This is a genomic window from Pseudomonas sp. DE0157 (assembly GCF_007678615.1).
In the GTDB taxonomy this organism is placed as follows: Bacteria; Pseudomonadota; Gammaproteobacteria; order Pseudomonadales; family Pseudomonadaceae; genus Aquipseudomonas; species Aquipseudomonas parafulva_B.
In genome coordinates, this window is record NZ_VEJN01000001.1 from 19,460 (window position 1) to 37,220 (window position 17,761).

Sequence of the window (17,761 nt, forward strand, 5' to 3'; positions counted from 1 at the left end):
TCGAGGCCCGCATGTACATCTATCGTTTGGTCCTGCTTCTGGTCGTGGGGATCTACCTGTTCTCCCCGGCCATCATGGACTGGTGGATCGAGCCCACCGGAGCCTGGTACCGCCCGTACCTGCTCTGGCTCATCCTGATCGTCGTCACTTTCATCCTGCAGAGCCAACGAGATGCCGATGAGCTTTAGCCTGACCCAGATGATCCTGATCAGTGCCGGCTACCTGCTGGTGCTGTTCGGCGTGGCCTGGGTCAGCGAACGCGGCTTGATACCGCGCTCGATCATCCGCCACCCCCTGACCTACACATTGTCGCTGGGGGTCTATGCCAGCGCCTGGGCGTTTTACGGATCGGTGGGGCTGGCCTACCAGTACGGCTATGGCTTCCTGGCCTGTTACCTGGGGGTTTCAGGGGCATTCCTGTTGGCGCCGGTGTTGCTGTATCCGATCCTTAAAATCACCCGTACCTACCAGTTATCGTCCTTAGCCGACCTGCTGGCCTTCCGCTTTCGCAGCACCTGGGCCGGGGCGCTGACCACGGTGATCATGCTGATCGGGGTATTGCCGCTGCTTGCTCTGCAGATCCAGGCCGTGGCCGATTCCATCAGCATCCTCACCGGGGAGCCGGTCAAGGCCCGGGTAGCGTTCGCTTTCTGTGCCCTTATCATCCTGTTCACCATCTTCTTCGGCTCAAGGCACATCGCCACCCGTGAGAAGCACGAGGGGCTGGTCTTCGCCATCGCCTTCGAGTCGGTGATCAAGCTCATCTCCCTGGGTGGCATCGGCCTTTATGCGCTGTATGGTGTCTTCGGCGGGCCCCATGGCCTGGAGGTCTGGCTGCTGCAGAACCAGACGGCGTTGGCGGCCCTGCACACGCCTTTGCAGGAGGGCCCGTGGCGCACCTTGCTGCTGGTGTTCTTCGCCTCGGCGATCGTCATGCCGCACATGTACCACATGGCGTTCACCGAAAACCTCAACCCGCGTTCGCTGGTCAGCGCCAGCTGGGGGCTGCCGCTGTTTCTGCTGCTGATGAGCCTGGCCGTGCCCCTGGTGCTATGGGCCGGCTTGCGCCTGGGCGCCAGTACCAACCCGGAATACTTCACCCTGGGGCTGGGCATCGCGGCCAACAACCAGGCCTTGGCCCTGTTGGCCTATGTCGGGGGGCTTTCGGCAGCCAGCGGGCTGATCATCGTGACCACCCTCGCCCTCTCGGGCATGGCGCTCAATCACCTGGTCCTGCCCCTGTACCAGCCGCCTGCCGAGGGCAACATCTACCGCTGGCTGAAGTGGACGCGCCGGGCCTTGATCGTGGCGATCATCACCGCCGGTTTCATGTTCTACCTCACCCAGAGCAGCCACCAGAGCCTGGCCAACCTGGGCATCGTCGCGTTCGTGGCCACCTTGCAGTTCCTGCCGGGGGTCCTGTCGGTGCTGTACTGGCCCACGGCGAATCGGCGGGGGTTCATTGCCGGCCTGGTGGCAGGCACCCTGGTGTGGATGGGCACCATGCTGCTGCCACTACTGGGTAACCTGCAGGGTTTCTACATCCCCTCGCTGGACATGATCTACGTACTGGACGACACCAGCTGGCACATGGCAGCCATTGCATCGCTGGCCGCCAACGTGCTGCTGTTCACCTTGATTTCCCTGTTCACCAATGCCAGCAACGAGGAGGTGGCCGCCGCCGAAGCCTGCGCCGTCGACAACGTCCGCCGCCCCCAGCGCCGCGAACTGCATGCGGCCTCGCCGCAGGAGTTCGCCACCCAACTGGCCAAGCCACTGGGCGCCAAGGCCGCACAGAAGGAAGTGGAGCAAGCCCTGCGCGACCTGTACCTGCCCTTCGACGAGCGGCGCCCTTACGCCCTGCGTCGGCTGCGCGACCGCATCGAGGCCAACCTCTCCGGCCTGATGGGCCCAAGCGTGGCCCAGGACATGGTGGAGACCTTCCTGCCTTACAAGTCGGGCAATGAAAACTATGTGACTGAAGACATCCACTTCATCGAAAGCCGGCTGGAGGACTACCACTCGCGCCTGACCGGCCTGGCTGCCGAACTCGACGCCTTGCGCCGCTATCACCGCCAAACGCTTCAGGAGCTGCCGATGGGGGTATGCTCCCTTGCCAAGGACCAGGAAATCCTCATGTGGAACAAGGCCATGGAAGAGCTGACCGGCATTGCTGCCAAGCACGTGGTCGGTTCGCGCCTGATCACCATTGCCGAACCCTGGCGTGGCCTGCTGCAAGGCTTCATCAATGTGCCGGATGAACACTTGCACAAACAGCGCCTGGCCCTGGACGGCCAGCCGCGCTGGCTGAACCTGCACAAGGCCGCCATCGACGAACCGCTGGCCCCAGGCAACAGTGGCCTGGTGCTACTGGTGGAAGACCTGACCGAAAACCAGGCCCTGGAAGAGAAGCTGGTGCACTCTGAACGCCTGGCGAGCATCGGCCGCCTGGCGGCGGGTGTGGCCCACGAGATCGGCAACCCGATCACCGGCATCGCCTGCCTTGCGCAGAACCTGCGCGAGGAGCGCGAAGGCGATGGGGAAATCATCGAGCTGTCCAGCCAGATCCTCGAACAGACCAAGCGGGTGTCGCGCATCGTGCAATCGCTGATGAGCTTTGCCCACGCAGGCGGCAGCCATCAGAACAGTGAAGAGCCCGTGTGCCTGGCAGAAGTGGCCCAGGATGCCATTGGCCTGCTGGCCTTGAATCGGCGTAACTTCGACGTGCAGTTCTTCAACCTGTGCGACCCCGACCACTGGGCAGAGGGTGACCCGCAACGCCTGGCCCAGGTGCTGATCAATCTGCTGTCCAACGCGCGGGACGCGTCTCCACCCGGCAGCGCGATTCGCGTGCGCACCGTGGGCTGCGAGCACACGGTCGACCTGATCGTGGAGGACGAGGGCAGCGGCATTCCGAAGAACATCATGGATCGCCTGTTCGAACCCTTCTTCACCACCAAGGACCCTGGCGAGGGAACCGGGCTGGGCCTTGCGCTGGTCTATTCCATCGTGGAGGAGCATTATGGACAAATCACCATCGACAGCCCGGCCGATATCGAACGGCAACGTGGCACCCGGATCCGCGTGACCCTGCCCCGGCATGTCGTAGCGACGTCCCCTGAAAATCGAGACCGTCGAGAGAATTGAATCAATGCCGCATATTCTGATCGTCGAAGACGAAACCATCATCCGCTCGGCCCTGCGACGCCTGCTCGAACGGAACCAGTACCAAGTCAGCGAAGCCGGCTCGGTGCAGGAAGCACAGGAACGCTTCAGCATTGCGACCTTCGACCTGATCGTCAGCGACCTGCGCCTGCCCGGTGCCCCCGGTACCGAGCTGATCAAGCTCGGCGAGGGTAGGCCGGTGCTGATCATGACCAGCTACGCAAGCCTGCGCTCGGCCGTGGACTCGATGAAAATGGGTGCGGTCGACTACATCGCCAAACCGTTCGATCATGATGAAATGCTCCAGGCCGTTGCGCGCATCCTGCGTGATCGGCCAAGCGCGCCACCTGCAACCCCTGAGCCACGCCTGGCCTCCGCCAAGGCTGCCCCGGCGGACAAAGGCAACGCACCGGCGACCAATGGGGATATCGGCATCATCGGTTCCTGCGCCCCCATGCAGGACATGTTCAGCAAGATCCGCAAGGTCGCCCCTACCGACTCCAATGTGCTGATCCAGGGTGAGTCAGGTACCGGCAAGGAACTGGTCGCCCGTGCGCTGCACAACCTATCGCGACGGGCCAAGGCACCGATGATCTCGGTCAACTGCGCAGCGATTCCCGAGACGCTCATCGAGTCCGAGCTGTTCGGTCATGAAAAGGGCGCCTTTACCGGTGCCAGCGCAGGTCGGGCTGGGCTGGTGGAGGCCGCTGACGGCGGCACCCTGTTCCTTGACGAGATCGGCGAACTCCCGCTCGAAGCCCAGGCGCGCCTGTTGCGCGTGCTTCAGGAAGGCGAGATTCGGCGGGTGGGTTCGGTGCAGTCGCAAAAGGTCGACGTGCGCCTGATCGCGGCCACTCACCGGGACCTGAAAAACCTGGCCAAGGCCGGTCAGTTCCGTGAAGACTTGTACTACCGCTTGCATGTGATCGCGCTGAAGCTACCTGCCCTGCGCGAGCGCGGCAGCGATGTGAACGAAATCGCCAGTGCCTTCCTGGCACGCCAGTGCGCGCGGATCGGGCGTGACGACCTGCACTTCTCACCCGAAGCAGAGCAGGCCATTCGTCATTACAGCTGGCCCGGCAACGTGCGAGAACTGGAAAATGCCGTGGAACGCGCAGTCATCCTGAGCGAAAGCCCGGAAATTTCGGCGGAGCTGTTGGGCATCGACATCGAGCTCAGCGATCTGGACGAGGACGAGCTGCTCGACAGTGCGCTGACCGGAGCCAGTGCCGCCACGGCCAGTCATGAGCCGACCGAAGATTTGTCGCTGGAGGACTACTTCCAGCATTTCGTGCTCGAGCACCAGGACCACATGACCGAGACCGAGCTGGCACGCAAGCTGGGCGTCAGTCGCAAGTGCCTTTGGGAGCGCAGGCAGCGCCTGGGCATTCCACGCCGCAAAAGCAACGCCACCAGCGAGAACTGATTCGACCGGGCAGGAGGCGTCTCCTGCCCGTCTTCGGTCACCCTGCAAGGTTCTTCCCCGTAACGGGACCTCAGGCTGATTCCCCCGCATCCCCCGCCGCAAAAAACTGTTACCTGCCTGCAGGTGCGTAACAGTTGCCGAGGTAAACGGTAACGAAAAACACGCCGCGCACTTGGCATGCTTCCCTGGAAAAATAGCCAAACCCCCGGATTTGCTGGGCCAGCCAAAGTTGGCACGCCTTCTGCTATATGCTTAGTACAAAAACAATAACAAGCACTGCAACCCACAATAAGAACAAGACGAAACGACTCACGCACAATAAGAACAAGACGGCGGAGGCGCAGCTAACTGATTCTTTTGGAGAGGATGCATGTTTGGGGCTTGCCCCACACCCAGGCAGAGAACAACAAAAACTGCACTATAAAGCAGCACCTGAACTGGATGGATCGACGATCAACGTGACATCAGCGGCCAAAGCAATCCGTTTGCTCTTTACCCCTGGTTTGGGGGTCGTCCACAAGCTTCACGCTTAGTGGCAGGGCACTCAACAAAAACAAGAAGCCCGCAAAAAAACAATAAGAGCACATGCAACGACTTCTTGGGGAGCTTAGGCTCCCCTTGTCGTTTCTGCCTTTGGGCAGGCATTCTGCGACCGCCTACACCATCCCGCGAGTAAATGCTAGAATCCCCGCCCATCATGCGGCCATTCTCATATTCTTGGCCGAACATTCCTTCAAACAGTGCATCCCATGCTGAAGAAGCTGTTCCAGTCGTTCCGCCCGCCCGTACCGGGCCAGCACCACCGGCGCACTACGCCCGAGGTGATCAACAAAAGCCAGCATTCGCTGCAGCGCCACCAGTTCAGCCGCCATGCGGTGAACATCGTCGAGCGCCTGCAGAGCGCCGGTTACCAGGCTTATCTGGTCGGTGGCTGTGTCCGCGACCTGATGCTGGGCATCACGCCGAAAGACTTCGACGTGGCCACCAGCGCCACCCCCGAACAGGTGCGTGCCGAGTTCCGTAACGCGCGTATCATCGGCCGCCGCTTCAAGCTGGTTCACGTGCATTTCGGCCGTGAAATCATTGAAGTCGCCACCTTCCGCGCCCCTCACTCCGAGGACGATCAGGGCGACAGCCACCGCTCGTCCCATAATGCCAGCGGGCGAATCCTGCGCGACAACGTGTATGGCACCTTGGAAGAAGACGCGCAGCGCCGCGACTTCACCATCAACGCGCTGTACTACGATCCGGTGAGCGAGCGCATTCTCGATTACGCCAACGGCGTGCACGATGTGCGCAATCGCCTGTTGCGCCTGATCGGCGATCCTACCCATCGCTATCAGGAAGACCCCGTGCGCATGCTGCGTGCGGTGCGTTTCGCAGCCAAGCTCGACTTCGGTATTGAAAAGCACACCGTCCAGCCGATTCGCGAACTGGCGCCGTTGCTGCGTGAAATACCGCCGGCGCGGCTGTTCGAAGAGAGCCTGAAGCTGTTCCTTTCGGGCCAGGGCGCCATGGCGTTCGAAATGCTGGTCGACCTGCAGCTGTTCGAACCCCTGTTCCCCGCCAGTGCCCAGGCGCTGGAGGACCGCCCCACCTATACCCACACGCTGATCAGTCAGGCGTTGAGCAATACGGACCTGCGCGTCAAGCAAGGCAAGCCGGTAACGCCTGCCTTCATGTTCGCAGCCCTGCTGTGGCCTGCCCTGCCAGCGCGCGTTCTGCACCTGCAGAACCAGGGGGTGCCGCCGATTCCGGCCATGAACGGTGCAGCCCATGACCTGATCGCCGAGCAGTGCGCACGCATTGCCATTCCCAAGCGCTTCACCCTGCCGATCCGCGAGATCTGGGACATGCAGGAACGCCTGCCGCGCCGCAGCGGTAAACGCGCCGACATGCTGCTGGACAACCCACGCTTCCGTGCCGGTTACGATTTCCTGCTGCTGCGCGAAAGCGCTGGCGAAGAAACCGATGACCTTGGTCAGTGGTGGACCGAGTATCAGGAAGCCAATGACAGCGAGCGCCGCGACATGATCCGCGACCTGGGCAGCCGTGATGAAGGCGGTGCGTCCCGCAAGCGCAAGCGCAGCAACAGCAAGCGCAAGCGCGGTGGTGAAGAGGCCTTCGAGTGAGCATCCGCGTGTACGTCGGCCTGGGCAGCAATCTGGATGCCCCGGCCGAGCAGTTGCGCAGCGCGCTGGACGCACTCGATCAGGTCCAGGCGACGCGTCTGGTGGCCGCTTCGGCGCTGTACACCAGCGATTCGCTACTGCCGGGCCAGCCCCGCTACACCAATGCCGTCGCCGCGCTCGACAGCGCCTTGGCGCCCCTTGACCTGCTCGATGCCTTGCAGGCCATCGAAAACGACCAGGGCCGGGTGCGCAAGGAACGCTGGGGGCCGCGCACCCTCGACCTGGACATTCTGCTGTACGGCGACCAGGTGCTGGACCTGCCGCGCCTGCAGGTACCGCACTATCACATGCATGCCAGGCCCTTCGTGCTCTATCCGCTGGCCGAACTGGTCCCTGCAGACTTCCGGCTTGCCGATGGCCGCCAATTGTCCCAACTGCTCGCCGCTTGCCCATACATTGGCCTCGAACGCCTGTAATCGGCCGTTCGTTAGGGCAGTAACGCCAGCAACAACCTCATCGTAACAATGCGGTAACAGGGTGATTGACTTCCCTCATTTCGCTCACGACTATAGGCGACCCGCGTGGCACCCCTGTGTTGCGCCCCCCCTATCGAGGCCCGGACGGACCTGTGCCAGAACATCACGCGCGATGATGTGCCGCTGCGGAAGATGACTACTCAGGTTGCATGCAGTCGTTTCCCCTGGCGCCAGAATGAGGAACTCTCTACATGCCTGAAGTAACCCTTTCCACCCTCAATGGCCTGAAGGCCAAGGGTGAAAAAATCGCCATGCTGACCTGTTATGACGCGACGTTCGCCAAGGCAGCCAGCCAGGCCGGCGTCGACGTCCTGCTGGTGGGCGACTCCTTGGGCATGGTCTTGCAAGGCCATGACAGCACCTTGCCGGTCACCACGGCAGACATGGCCTACCACACCGCCTCGGTCAAGCGCGGCAATCACGGCGCGTTGATTCTCGCCGACCTGCCGTTCATGGCCCACGCCACCCCCGAATCAGCCTTCGCCAACAGCGCGGCGCTGATGCAGGCAGGCGCCCACATGGTCAAGATCGAAGGTGCAGCCTGGTTGGCCGAGACCATCCGGCTGCTGGCCGAGCGTGGGGTGCCTGTGTGCGCCCACCTGGGCTTGACGCCTCAGACCGTAAATGTGCTCGGCGGCTATAAGGTACAAGGTCGCCTGGAGGCACAAGCCCGGCAGATGCAGGCCGATGCCATCGCGCTTGAAGCCGCAGGCGCTGCCATGCTGCTGCTCGAATGCGTGCCCAGCGAACTGGCCGCAGCGATCACCCAGGCCGTGCGCATCCCGGTCATCGGCATCGGTGCCGGCAGCGCCACCGATGGCCAGGTACTGGTGCTGCATGACATGCTCGGCCTGTCCCTCAGCGGCCGGGTACCCAAGTTCGTGAAAAACTTCATGGACGGCCAGCCTGACATCGCCAGCGCCCTCGCCGCTTATGTCCAGGCCGTCAAGCAAGTCACGTTCCCCGCCAGTGAACACGGGTTCAGCGCATGAATACAGTCAAGACCGTGCCGGAGCTGCGCGCCGCCGTAGCCCGCGCCCGCAGCGAAGGCAAGCGCATCGGCTTCGTGCCCACCATGGGCAACCTGCACAGCGGCCATGCGGCCCTGGTGGTAAAGGCTGCGCAATGCGCCGACTTCGTGGTTGCCAGCATCTTCGTCAACCCGCTGCAGTTCGGGGCCAATGAAGACCTGGACAAATACCCCCGCACGTTGGCAGCCGACCAGCAACTGCTGGTCGAATCGGGCTGCAACCTGCTGTTTGCCCCTGCCGTGGACGAAATGTATCCGGACGGGATGAGCGTGCAGACGCGGGTCAGCGTGCCCAACCTGTCAGAAGGGTTGTGCGGCGCCAGTCGGCCAGGGCACTTCGAAGGCGTGGCCACCGTGGTCAGCAAGCTGTTCAACATGGTGCAGCCTGATCTCGCGGTCTTTGGCGAAAAGGACTATCAGCAGCTGGCAGTCATTCGCGCCATGGTGCGCGACCTGAACATGCCCATCCAGGTGATGGGGCTGCCTACAGTGCGCGCCGCAGACGGCTTGGCACTGTCTTCGCGCAACGGCTACCTCACCGCCGAGCAGCGGGCAACGGCGCCTGTGCTGTATCGCGTGCTCCAGACGATGGCAGCTGCCATCGCCCGTGGCCAAAAGGACTTCGCCGCGCTGGTGGCCGACGGCCAGGCCCAATTGAGTGCAGCCGGTCTGCGCCCCGATTACCTGGAAGTTCGACATGCCCTGACCCTGCGCCCGGCCATGGTCGATGACCGAGACCTGGTGGTCATCGCGGCGGCTTACCTGGGCAACACCCGCCTGATCGACAACCTGTACGTGCAGGTGCAGGACAAGACGGCCTGAACGGCCTGGGGTGCCTAGGCACCCCATCTACTTTTGCGCCCCCCATTCCCAGCGCCGGGCCTTTGCCTATAATGATGCCAGCCTGAACCCGGCAATGACTGCCGTGTCCAACGCATCACCACGGACCAAGGGACCCCCGCGCAATGGCGTATTACCGTACCCCCCACGATGTCACGGCTCTACCCGCCTGGCAGGCGCTTAAGCAGCACCGCAATGCCATGCAAGGCTTCAGCATGCGAGAAGCTTTCGCCGCCGATCCTCAGCGCTTCGAACAATTCTCCCTGAGCTCCTGTGGCCTGTTCCTGGATTATTCCAAGAACCTGATCACCGAACAGACACGTGACCTGCTGGTGAACCTGGCCGACGAAGTGGGCCTCAAGGACGCCATCACCTCGATGTTCAACGGCGAGATCATCAACGCCTCCGAAGGCCGGCCGGTGCTACACACTGCCCTGCGCCGCCCGGTGGGTGACAAGCTCAGCGTCAACGGCGTGAACGTCATGCCCGAAGTGCACAAGGTGCTCAACCAGATCACCGAGCTGGTCGGCCGCATTCATGATGGCCTGTGGCGTGGCTACAGCGAAAAGCCCATCACCGACGTGGTCAACATTGGTATCGGTGGCTCGTTCCTGGGCCCGGAACTGGTATCCGAAGCATTGATGCCTTACGCCCAGCGCGGTGTACGCTGCCATTACCTGGCGAACATCGACGGTAGCGAGTTCCACGAACTGTCGGCCAGCCTGCGCGCCGAAACCACCCTGTTCATCGTCTCGTCCAAGTCGTTCAACACCCTCGAAACCCTGAAGAACGCAATGGCCGCGCGTACCTGGTACCTGGCCCAGGGCGGCTCGGAAGCCGAGCTGTACCGCCACTTCATCGCCGTGTCCAGCAACAAGGCCGCCGCCGTTGCGTTTGGCATCCGCGAAGAGAACATCTTCCCGATGTGGGACTGGGTCGGTGGTCGCTATTCGCTGTGGTCCGCCATCGGCCTGCCGATTGCGCTGGCCATCGGTACCGCCAACTTCAAGGAACTGCTCTCCGGTGCCTACACCATGGACCAGCATTTCCAGAGCGCGCCGTTCGAGAAGAACATGCCCGTGCTGCTGGCGCTACTGGGTGTGTGGTACGGCAATTTCTGGGGTGCCAGCAGCCATGCGATCCTGCCGTACGACCACTACCTGCGCAACATCACCAAGCACCTGCAACAGCTGGACATGGAGTCCAACGGCAAGAGCGTGCTGCAGGACGGCACCCCGGTGAAAACCGAGACCGGCCCTGTGATCTGGGGCGGTGTGGGCTGCAACGGCCAGCATGCCTACCACCAGTTGCTGCACCAGGGCACGCAGCTGATCCCGGCCGACTTCATCGTGCCGGTCGTCAGCTTCAACCCGGTAGCCGACCATCACCAATGGCTGTACGCCAACTGCCTGTCCCAGAGCCAGGCGCTGATGCTGGGCAAGACGCGAGAAGAAGCCGAGACCGAACTGCGTGCCAAGGGCATGAGCGAAGCCGAGGTGCAGAAGCTTGCCCCGCACAAGGTCATCCCGGGCAATCGCCCGAGCAACACCTTGGTGGTCGAGCGTATCAGCCCACGCCGGCTGGGTGCCCTGGTGGCCATGTATGAGCACAAGGTGTTCGTGCAGAGCGTGGTCTGGGGTATCAATGCCTTCGACCAATGGGGCGTGGAACTGGGCAAGGAACTGGGCAAGGGCGTGTACCAGCGTCTTGTAGGCAGCCAGGAAGAGGTGGCCGAGGACGGCTCTACTCAGGGCCTGATCAATTACTTCCGCGGCCGCCATCGCGGCTGATCAGACCTCTACCTGGCAGGGCTTGTGCTCGCCAGGCAAGGCATCAAGAGATGCGCTGCAGCTTCTGCAATTCGCCCCCTGGGCAATTGCCGGGGCTGTTGCGCAGCGCCCATCGCACGTGGGCCAAGCCTCTACAGCAGGCCAGTCGACGGTTCCATAGCCCCTATCGACCGTACCCGCCCAATCGCCGAACCGGTGGAACACCCCTCCCCCCAAAACTGTCCTACCCATTAGCCGTTGCCGTCCCTCGCCCCTCACAAGAGCAGGACCACCGCCATGTTCGATATTCGAAAATACCCGCACGCCCTCGCCGTTAGCCAAGCGGCAGCCCTCTCCCAGGACGACTATCACCGCCTGTACCGCCAGTCGGTCGAAGACCCGGACACCTTCTGGGCCGCTCAAGCGCAGCGCCTGACCTGGATGAGGCCTTGGTCACAGGTTCAACAATCGAACCTGCGCACCGGCCAGGCCCGCTGGTTCGACGGGGGCCAACTGAACGTCAGCTACAACTGCATCGATCGCCACTTGGCCACACGGGCCGAGCAGACCGCCCTGCTATGGGAAGGCGACGACCCCAGCGACACCCAGGCCATCAGCTACCGTGAACTGCACCGCCAGGTGTGTCGCCTGGCCAATGTATTGAAGTCGCGAGGCGTGGCCAAAGGTGACCGGGTGTGCATCTACATGCCGATGATCCCCGAAGCCGCCTTCGCCATGCTCGCTTGCGCGCGCATAGGCGCTGTTCACTCCGTGGTGTTCGGTGGTTTTTCCCCGGACGCGCTGCGTGACCGTATCCTGGACGCCGACTGCCGCACCGTCATCACCGCTGATGAAGGCGTACGCGGCGGTAAGCGAATCGCCCTCAAGCAGAATGTCGACAAGGCGTTGGCCAGTTGCCCGGCCGTCAGTACCGTCGTGGTAGTGCGGCGAACCGGGGGTGATGTCGCCTGGGACGATAGTCGCGACCTTTGGTACCAGCACGCCATCGAGCAGGCCGATGAAGCCTGCCCACCCGAACCGATGGAGGCAGAGGCGCCTCTGTTCATCCTCTACACCTCCGGTAGCACCGGCAAACCCAAAGGCGTGCTGCACACCACGGCGGGGTACTTGCTGCAAGCGGCCATGACATTCGATGTGGTGTTCGACTATCGGGAGGGGGAAGTCTTCTGGTGCACCGCCGACGTCGGCTGGGTCACCGGCCACAGCTACATCGTGTATGGCCCCTTGGCCAATGGCGCCATCTCGCTGATGTTCGAAGGCGTGCCCAACTACCCCGACAGCTCGCGGTTCTGGCAAGTCGTGGACAAGCACCAGGTCAACATCTTCTACACCGCACCCACCGCCCTGCGCGCGCTGATGCGCGAAGGGGATGCGCCCCTGCAAAGTACCTCCCGTGCAAGCCTGCGCTTGCTGGGCAGCGTGGGTGAACCGATCAACCCGGAAGCCTGGCACTGGTATTTCAATGAGGTCGGACAGCGCCGCTGCCCCATCGTCGATACCTGGTGGCAGACCGAGACCGGCGGCATCATGCTCACGCCACTGCCCGGCACCCAGACCCTCAAGCCTGGCTGTGCCACCCAACCCATGTTCGGCGTGCAGCCGGTGCTGCTTGATGACAAAGGCCAGGTCATCGAGGGTCCAGGGGCTGGGCTGCTGGCGATCAAGGCCAGCTGGCCTGGGCAGATTCGCACTGTCCATGGCGATCACCAACGCATGGTCGACACCTACTTCAAACCCATGCCCGGCTACTACTTCACCGGGGACGGCGCCAGGCGCGATGCCGACGGGCATTACTGGATCACTGGGCGCGTGGACGATGTGATCAACGTGTCCGGGCATCGCATCGGCACGGCGGAGGTCGAAAGCGCCCTGGTGCTTCACGACAGCGTGGCCGAAGCAGCCGTGGTGGGCTACCCCCACGATCTCAAGGGCCAGGGCGTATACGCCTTCGTGACCACCATGAACGGTGTCCGCCCCGATGAAGATCTCAAGGCCCAGCTGTTGGCGCTGGTCAGCAAGGAGATAGGCAGCTTCGCCAAGCCCGAGTTACTGCAATGGGCGCCGGCTTTGCCCAAGACACGGTCGGGCAAGATCATGCGGCGTATACTGCGCAAGATCGCCTGCAACGAGCTCGACAGCCTGGGCGATACCTCCACCCTGGCCGACCCGGGCGTCGTCCAAGGGTTGATCGACACTCGCCTGAACCGATAACCGGCAGCCGCTTCCCAGGCTGCCCAGCCCTGCAGGTCACCATGGAAGCGCTTCGCCGTCGTATCGAAAAACAAGCCATGAGCCTCACCGGCCTGGCGTTGGGCCAGCTCGACCTGGAGTCGCCCAAAGGCGACCCTGGCCTGTTCGGGCCCAACAGCATCAGCTGGCGCGTGCACGGTGACTTCCCTAGCATGCTGGTCGGCGGCATCAGCGCGCTGATGCTGCAGTTGCTGCACCCGCTGGCACTCGCCGGGGTCTGGGATCACTCCAACTTTCGCCATGACCTGATCGGACGCCTGCGGCGCACCAGCCAGTTCATTTCAGGGACCACGTTCGGCGCGACCGAAGATGCGCACTGGTTGATCGAAAAAGTGCGTCGGATCCACCTGCAAGTCGAAGGCACGGCGCCGGATGGCCGCCCGTACGCAGCCAGCGACCCCCACCTGCTGACTTGGGTGCATGTGGCCGAGGTCAGCAGCTTTCTGGCCGCACACCTGCGCTACCGCAACCCCCGCTTGTCCCTGGCCGACCAGGACGCCTACTACCAGGAAATCGCCCTGATCGCCGAGCGTCTGGGCGCCCATGACGTGCCCCGCTCGCGCCGTGAGGTCGCACACTACCTGCATGAGATGCGCCCACAGCTGAGCTGCGATGCCCGCAGCCAGGAAGTCATCGGTATTCTGCTCAACGCCCCGGCACCCAGCCGGCTGGCAAAACCCGTAGCCAAGCTGATGCTGCACGCCGGTATCGAGCTACTGCCCCAGTGGGCACAACAGCAGCTTGGCCTCGAACAGGGCCATTGGCAAAAACGGTTGATCCACCTAGGCGTGCATGGCACCGCCCCGGTATTGCGCTGGGCCATGCGCGACGGCTCTGCGCACAGGGCAAGGCGCCGCATGGGCATCGAATAAGCACTGGGCGACACTCAGCGGAACTGATTTAACGTGCCATACTCCAAGGCATCCCGCCCCGGACAGACGAAGCGATTCATGTACAAAGGACTGACTCGCGCCATCGGCGCATTGCTGGCGTTGCTCGCCCTGTACAGCCTGCTTGGCTTTCTCATTCTTCCGGGCTTGGCACTGCGTATCGCCAACCAGCAGCTTGCCCACTACGCCACGGTGCCGGCCAACTTGCAACGGGCCGAGTTCAACCCCTTCAGTCTCGAATTGACCTTGTGGGGCCTCCAGATCGGTGAGCCCGGCAAAGAGCAGGTCGGTTTCGAAAAACTGTACGCTAACCTGTCGCTGGACAGCCTGTGGACCGGCGCGCTGCACCTTGATGCCCTCGAGCTGGTCAAACCGCGCACCGAAGTGTTGTTCGCCAAAGATGGCACCCTCAACCTCACGCGCCTTTTCCAACTGCCCACCAGCAAAAGCGAGCCCGATACACCCCCAGGCGATCCTTTCCCGCTGCGTATCGGCAGCATCAAGCTCGAGCAGGGTTTTGTGCGTTTCGAAGACCTGCGCCCCAGCGAGCCGATCGAGTTTCTCTATGACAACCTTAGCCTGGAGCTGAAGAACCTCAGCACCCTTGCCAACGACAATGCCGACATGACCATGGTGGCCAACGGCCCCAACGGTGGACGCATCGACTGGCAGGGTACGTTGAGCCTGGCGCCTATCGCCTCCGAAGGCACGCTCAAGGTCAGCGACAGCAAGATGAAGCTGTTCTGGCCCTATGTGCGCGATGCCGTGCCCTTGGTGCTGGAAGACGGCAAGCTCAGCCTGAGCACGCATTATCGGCTCAACCTGGCAGACAAGACCGAACTGCGTTTGGAAAGAGCGTCGGTGCGGGTGGCGCCCTTTGCCATCAAGGCCCCGGACGGTCGCCCGTTGGCAAGGCTCGCCAGTCTGGAGTTGAGTGATGCCTCTGTCGATCTGGTCAAGCAACAGGTAACGGTCGGCAAAGTGCGCAGTGAAAAGCTCGAAACCTGGGCGGCGCTGGAGAAGGACGGTCAGCTCGATTGGCAGGTGCTGTTTGCCGGCGAGCCTGGCAAGCCAACGCCATCAGAAAAGGCCGAGCCGCCCACCGCAGGGCCTGCGGCGGCACCGCGGACGCCAGCGGCCCCGAGCAAGCCCTGGCAGGTGCTGCTCAACGATGTCCAGCTCAGGAACTACCGCGTGCACCTGGCAGACCGCACGCAAAAAGAGCCGGTCACCCTGGACGTAGGCCCCTTGAACGCTGACTTGAAGGGCTTCGATAGCCTCAACCGGAAGCCCTTCACGGTCAAGTTCGACACCGGCATCGGCAAGCAAGGCACCCTGCAAGGGCAGGGCCAGGTCAACCTGGTGCCGGTGTGGGCGAAGCTGGATGTCGGCACCCGGGACATCGACCTGCGGTTGGCGCAAGCCTACATCAACCCCTACATTCTGTTGGAGCTGCGCAGCGGCATGCTCGACAGCGACCTGAAGGTGGACCTGAAAAGCGCATCGCCGCTGGCCTTGACGGTGAGCGGCAAGGCCCAGGTGAATCAGTTGCACACCCTCGACACCATCAAGAGCCGGGACTTCGTCAAATGGCAGCAGGTCAACCTCGATGGCCTGACGTATGTGCATGGCGATGCCCTGTCGATCGACAAGGTGACGCTGCAACAGCCCTATGCACGCTTCATCATCAATGAAGACCGTACCACCAACATCAATGACCTGTTGATTCCACAGCCAACCGATGCGCCTGCCAAGGCCCAGTCCCAGCCTGCAAGCACCACCGAGGAAAAGCCGCTCGGTATCCGCATTGGCCAGATTGTGATCAAGGATGGTTCGGCCAATTTCGCCGACCTGTCGCTCACGCCCAATTTCGCCACGGCCGTGCAACAGCTCAACGGCCAGGTCGGCACCATCGATAACCGCAAGCCCCTCCCTGCCCCAGTGGATGTGCAAGGCAAGGTCGACCGGTACGCGCCCGTCACCATCAAAGGTGGCCTCAACCCATTCGACCCGCTCGCGAGCCTGGACATCGCCGCCGTGTTCAAACGCGTCGAACTGACTACCCTGACGCCCTACTCGGGCAAGTTTGCCGGCTACCGCATCCGCAAAGGCCGGCTGAACCTGGACCTGCATTACCTGATTACCAAGGGCCAACTCAAAGCCGAGAACAAAGTAGTCGTTGAGCAGTTGCAGCTGGGGGAGAAGGTAGACAGCCCGGACGCGGTCGATCTGCCGATTCGCCTTGCAGTGGCACTGCTCAAAGATACGCACGGCAAGATTTCAATCGAGTTGCCCGTTGCGGGCGATCTGAACAACCCGCAGTTCAGCGTAATGCCGATCGTGTGGCAAACCTTGCGCAACCTTGTGCTGCGCGCCGCGCAGGCACCGTTCAAGCTCATCGGTGGCCTGGTTGCCGGAGGCGGCGCCGAAGACTTGGGCACCGTCGCTTTCGCCCCTGGGTCCAGCGAGCTGGCAGGCGACGCTCAGGCGTCCCTGGACAAGCTCGCCGAGGGCCTGAGAAAGCGGCCGGAACTGCGCCTGGAAATCGAAGGCACTAGCGCCCAGGCAAGTGACGGCCCCATCCTTGCCCAGCAGCGCCTGGAACGGGAATACCAGGCCACTTGGTACAAGATCCTGCAGCGGCGCGGCGACAAGGTCCCGGCCAGTGCGTCCCTGATGGTGGTCGACGAGGCTGACAAGCCAGCGATGCTCGAAGGCATTTACCGCAGTCGCCTCAAGCAACAGCCCCCTGCCGAATGGGAGCAGCTTGACCGTGACGCGCGCACCGCCAACCTTCGTAACGCCGTGCTCAAATCCTGGGCCGAAAGCACAGCCCTGTTACGCACCCTGGGGCAGGAGCGCGCCAGCAGCATAAAGGACTACCTGGTGGACAAGGCCAAGCTTGAGGACGACAGGGTGTACTTCATCGATACCCACCTGGGGCAGCCCGAGAAAGATGGCCGCGTCGTGACGCCGATGCATCTGGATGCCGACTGACTTCTAACGGCAGGCTTAATGCAAAGCCTGCACGGCCTAATTAGACCGCACACGAAAAAGCCCCGGCACAGGCCGGGGCTTTTGTTGTAGCTAGCCAAATCCATTTGGCCGACAGGACGATCCTTATTCAGCTTTCAGGCCGTCAGCCATCACGCTCTTGACGCCTTTGATGTTCTTGGCGATGCGCACAGCTTCTGCTTTTTGCGACTCGGTCACTTTTACGTCCGAGGACAGAGAAACTACGCCGTGGCTGGTTTCTACTTTGATGTCGCTGCCTGGTACGCCTTTTTCGGTCAGCAGATCCGCCTTGACCTTGGTGGTGATCCAGGTGTCGGAGCCTTCTTGCTTGGCGTTTTCAGTGGTGGTGTTGGCAGCCAGCATTACCGGAGCCTGGGTGGCCTGGGCTGCGAAAGCGGCATTGGCCATGGTCAGGGTCAGAGCGGTAGCAGTAGCGGCAGCAATGGCGAACTTCTTCATGTGAGTCACTCCTGTTTTTCGAAAGGTCTGCGCCGTGTGTCTGGCGGCAGGTAAACAGGTAGTTGCATGGCCTGTGCCAGGTTATACGCTTCGCTTGTTTCCTTATAAATCAAAGACTTACAAATCATCGATATCTTTGCTACTCGTGCATTCTGCAATCTGCACGATAAACCTGCATGCAAGATGCAAGTCCGTTAAAAGTTCCTGGTCTACTTTTGTATTTATAAC

At 62.2% G+C, this 17,761-nt stretch carries 12 protein-coding genes; 11 read left to right on the top strand and 1 reads right to left on the bottom strand.

Translation table 11 applies throughout. The features are described from left to right. The first annotated feature begins 11 nt into the window (after positions 1-11). The 11 genes from FS777_RS00100 (at position 12) to FS777_RS00150 (ending at position 17,056) form a co-directional block, all read left to right on the top strand. Positions 12-188: a hypothetical protein gene (locus FS777_RS00100; RefSeq protein WP_003250005.1), complete on the top strand. Its 177-nt coding sequence runs from the start codon at positions 12-14 to the stop codon at positions 186-188. Further along, positions 172-3,147 (top strand): sensor histidine kinase, encoded by a 2,976-nt coding sequence (locus FS777_RS00105; protein ID WP_178091238.1) that lies wholly within the window; start codon positions 172-174, stop codon positions 3,145-3,147. Before FS777_RS00100 ends, FS777_RS00105 begins: the two co-directional genes overlap by 17 nt. 4 nt (positions 3,148-3,151) lie before the next feature. Next, positions 3,152-4,591: a sigma-54 dependent transcriptional regulator gene (locus FS777_RS00110; RefSeq protein ID WP_145253487.1), complete on the top strand. Its 1,440-nt coding sequence runs from the start codon at positions 3,152-3,154 to the stop codon at positions 4,589-4,591. A gap of 749 nt (positions 4,592-5,340) precedes the next feature. Further along, entirely contained in the window at positions 5,341-6,723 is a 1,383-nt protein-coding gene (locus tag FS777_RS00115; RefSeq protein ID WP_145253489.1) for a polynucleotide adenylyltransferase PcnB, read from the top strand. Beyond that, entirely contained in the window at positions 6,720-7,199 is a 480-nt protein-coding gene (gene folK, locus FS777_RS00120) for a 2-amino-4-hydroxy-6-hydroxymethyldihydropteridine diphosphokinase (protein ID WP_058604749.1), read from the top strand. The genes FS777_RS00115 and folK overlap by 4 nt, the downstream gene beginning before the upstream one ends. A 251-nt stretch (positions 7,200-7,450) precedes the next feature. After that, entirely contained in the window at positions 7,451-8,251 is an 801-nt protein-coding gene (gene panB / locus FS777_RS00125; protein ID WP_058639188.1) for a 3-methyl-2-oxobutanoate hydroxymethyltransferase, read from the top strand. Beyond that, positions 8,248-9,111 carry a pantoate--beta-alanine ligase gene (panC, locus tag FS777_RS00130; protein ID WP_058639189.1) on the top strand — a complete coding sequence of 288 codons (864 nt, stop codon included), beginning with the start codon at positions 8,248-8,250 and terminating at the stop codon, positions 9,109-9,111. Before panB ends, panC begins: the two co-directional genes overlap by 4 nt. Positions 9,112-9,254: 143 nt before the next feature. Next, on the top strand, positions 9,255-10,919 hold the full coding sequence (gene pgi / locus FS777_RS00135; RefSeq protein WP_058604752.1) for a glucose-6-phosphate isomerase: 1,665 nt from the start codon (positions 9,255-9,257) through the stop codon (positions 10,917-10,919). A 276-nt stretch (positions 10,920-11,195) separates the two neighbouring features. After that, positions 11,196-13,130, top strand: coding sequence for an acetate--CoA ligase (gene acs / locus FS777_RS00140; protein WP_145253491.1), 1,935 nt, complete (start codon positions 11,196-11,198; stop codon positions 13,128-13,130). 41 nt (positions 13,131-13,171) lie between these two features. Then, complete coding sequence (locus tag FS777_RS00145) at positions 13,172-14,041, top strand: oxygenase MpaB family protein (RefSeq protein ID WP_058639191.1); 870 nt, start codon at positions 13,172-13,174, stop codon at positions 14,039-14,041. A gap of 78 nt (positions 14,042-14,119) precedes the next feature. Then, positions 14,120-17,056 (top strand): DUF748 domain-containing protein, encoded by a 2,937-nt coding sequence (locus tag FS777_RS00150; RefSeq protein WP_145253494.1) that lies wholly within the window; start codon positions 14,120-14,122, stop codon positions 17,054-17,056. A 123-nt stretch (positions 17,057-17,179) separates the two neighbouring features. On the opposite strand, the gene FS777_RS00155 is transcribed toward FS777_RS00150, so the two are convergent. Then, a complete protein-coding gene (locus FS777_RS00155; protein ID WP_058639193.1) occupies positions 17,180-17,533 on the bottom strand; it encodes a BON domain-containing protein in 354 nt (117 codons plus the stop codon). Positions 17,534-17,761 lie beyond the last annotated feature (228 nt).

Bases quoted from the DNA above. Each gene is read 5' to 3' on its own strand.
- FS777_RS00115 (WP_145253489.1), top strand. From the start codon at position 5,341: ATGCTGAAGAAGCTGTTCCAGTCGTTCCGCCCGCCCGTACCGGGCCAG.
- FS777_RS00145 (WP_058639191.1), top strand. From the start codon at position 13,172: ATGGAAGCGCTTCGCCGTCGTATCGAAAAACAAGCCATGAGCCTCACC.
- FS777_RS00110 (WP_145253487.1), top strand. From the start codon at position 3,152: ATGCCGCATATTCTGATCGTCGAAGACGAAACCATCATCCGCTCGGCC.
- panB (WP_058639188.1), top strand. From the start codon at position 7,451: ATGCCTGAAGTAACCCTTTCCACCCTCAATGGCCTGAAGGCCAAGGGT.
- acs (WP_145253491.1), top strand. From the start codon at position 11,196: ATGTTCGATATTCGAAAATACCCGCACGCCCTCGCCGTTAGCCAAGCG.
- FS777_RS00150 (WP_145253494.1), top strand. From the start codon at position 14,120: ATGTACAAAGGACTGACTCGCGCCATCGGCGCATTGCTGGCGTTGCTC.
- FS777_RS00100 (WP_003250005.1), top strand. From the start codon at position 12: ATGTACATCTATCGTTTGGTCCTGCTTCTGGTCGTGGGGATCTACCTG.
- panC (WP_058639189.1), top strand. From the start codon at position 8,248: ATGAATACAGTCAAGACCGTGCCGGAGCTGCGCGCCGCCGTAGCCCGC.
- FS777_RS00105 (WP_178091238.1), top strand. From the start codon at position 172: ATGCCGATGAGCTTTAGCCTGACCCAGATGATCCTGATCAGTGCCGGC.
- FS777_RS00155 (WP_058639193.1), bottom strand. From the start codon at position 17,533: ATGAAGAAGTTCGCCATTGCTGCCGCTACTGCTACCGCTCTGACCCTG.
- pgi (WP_058604752.1), top strand. From the start codon at position 9,255: ATGGCGTATTACCGTACCCCCCACGATGTCACGGCTCTACCCGCCTGG.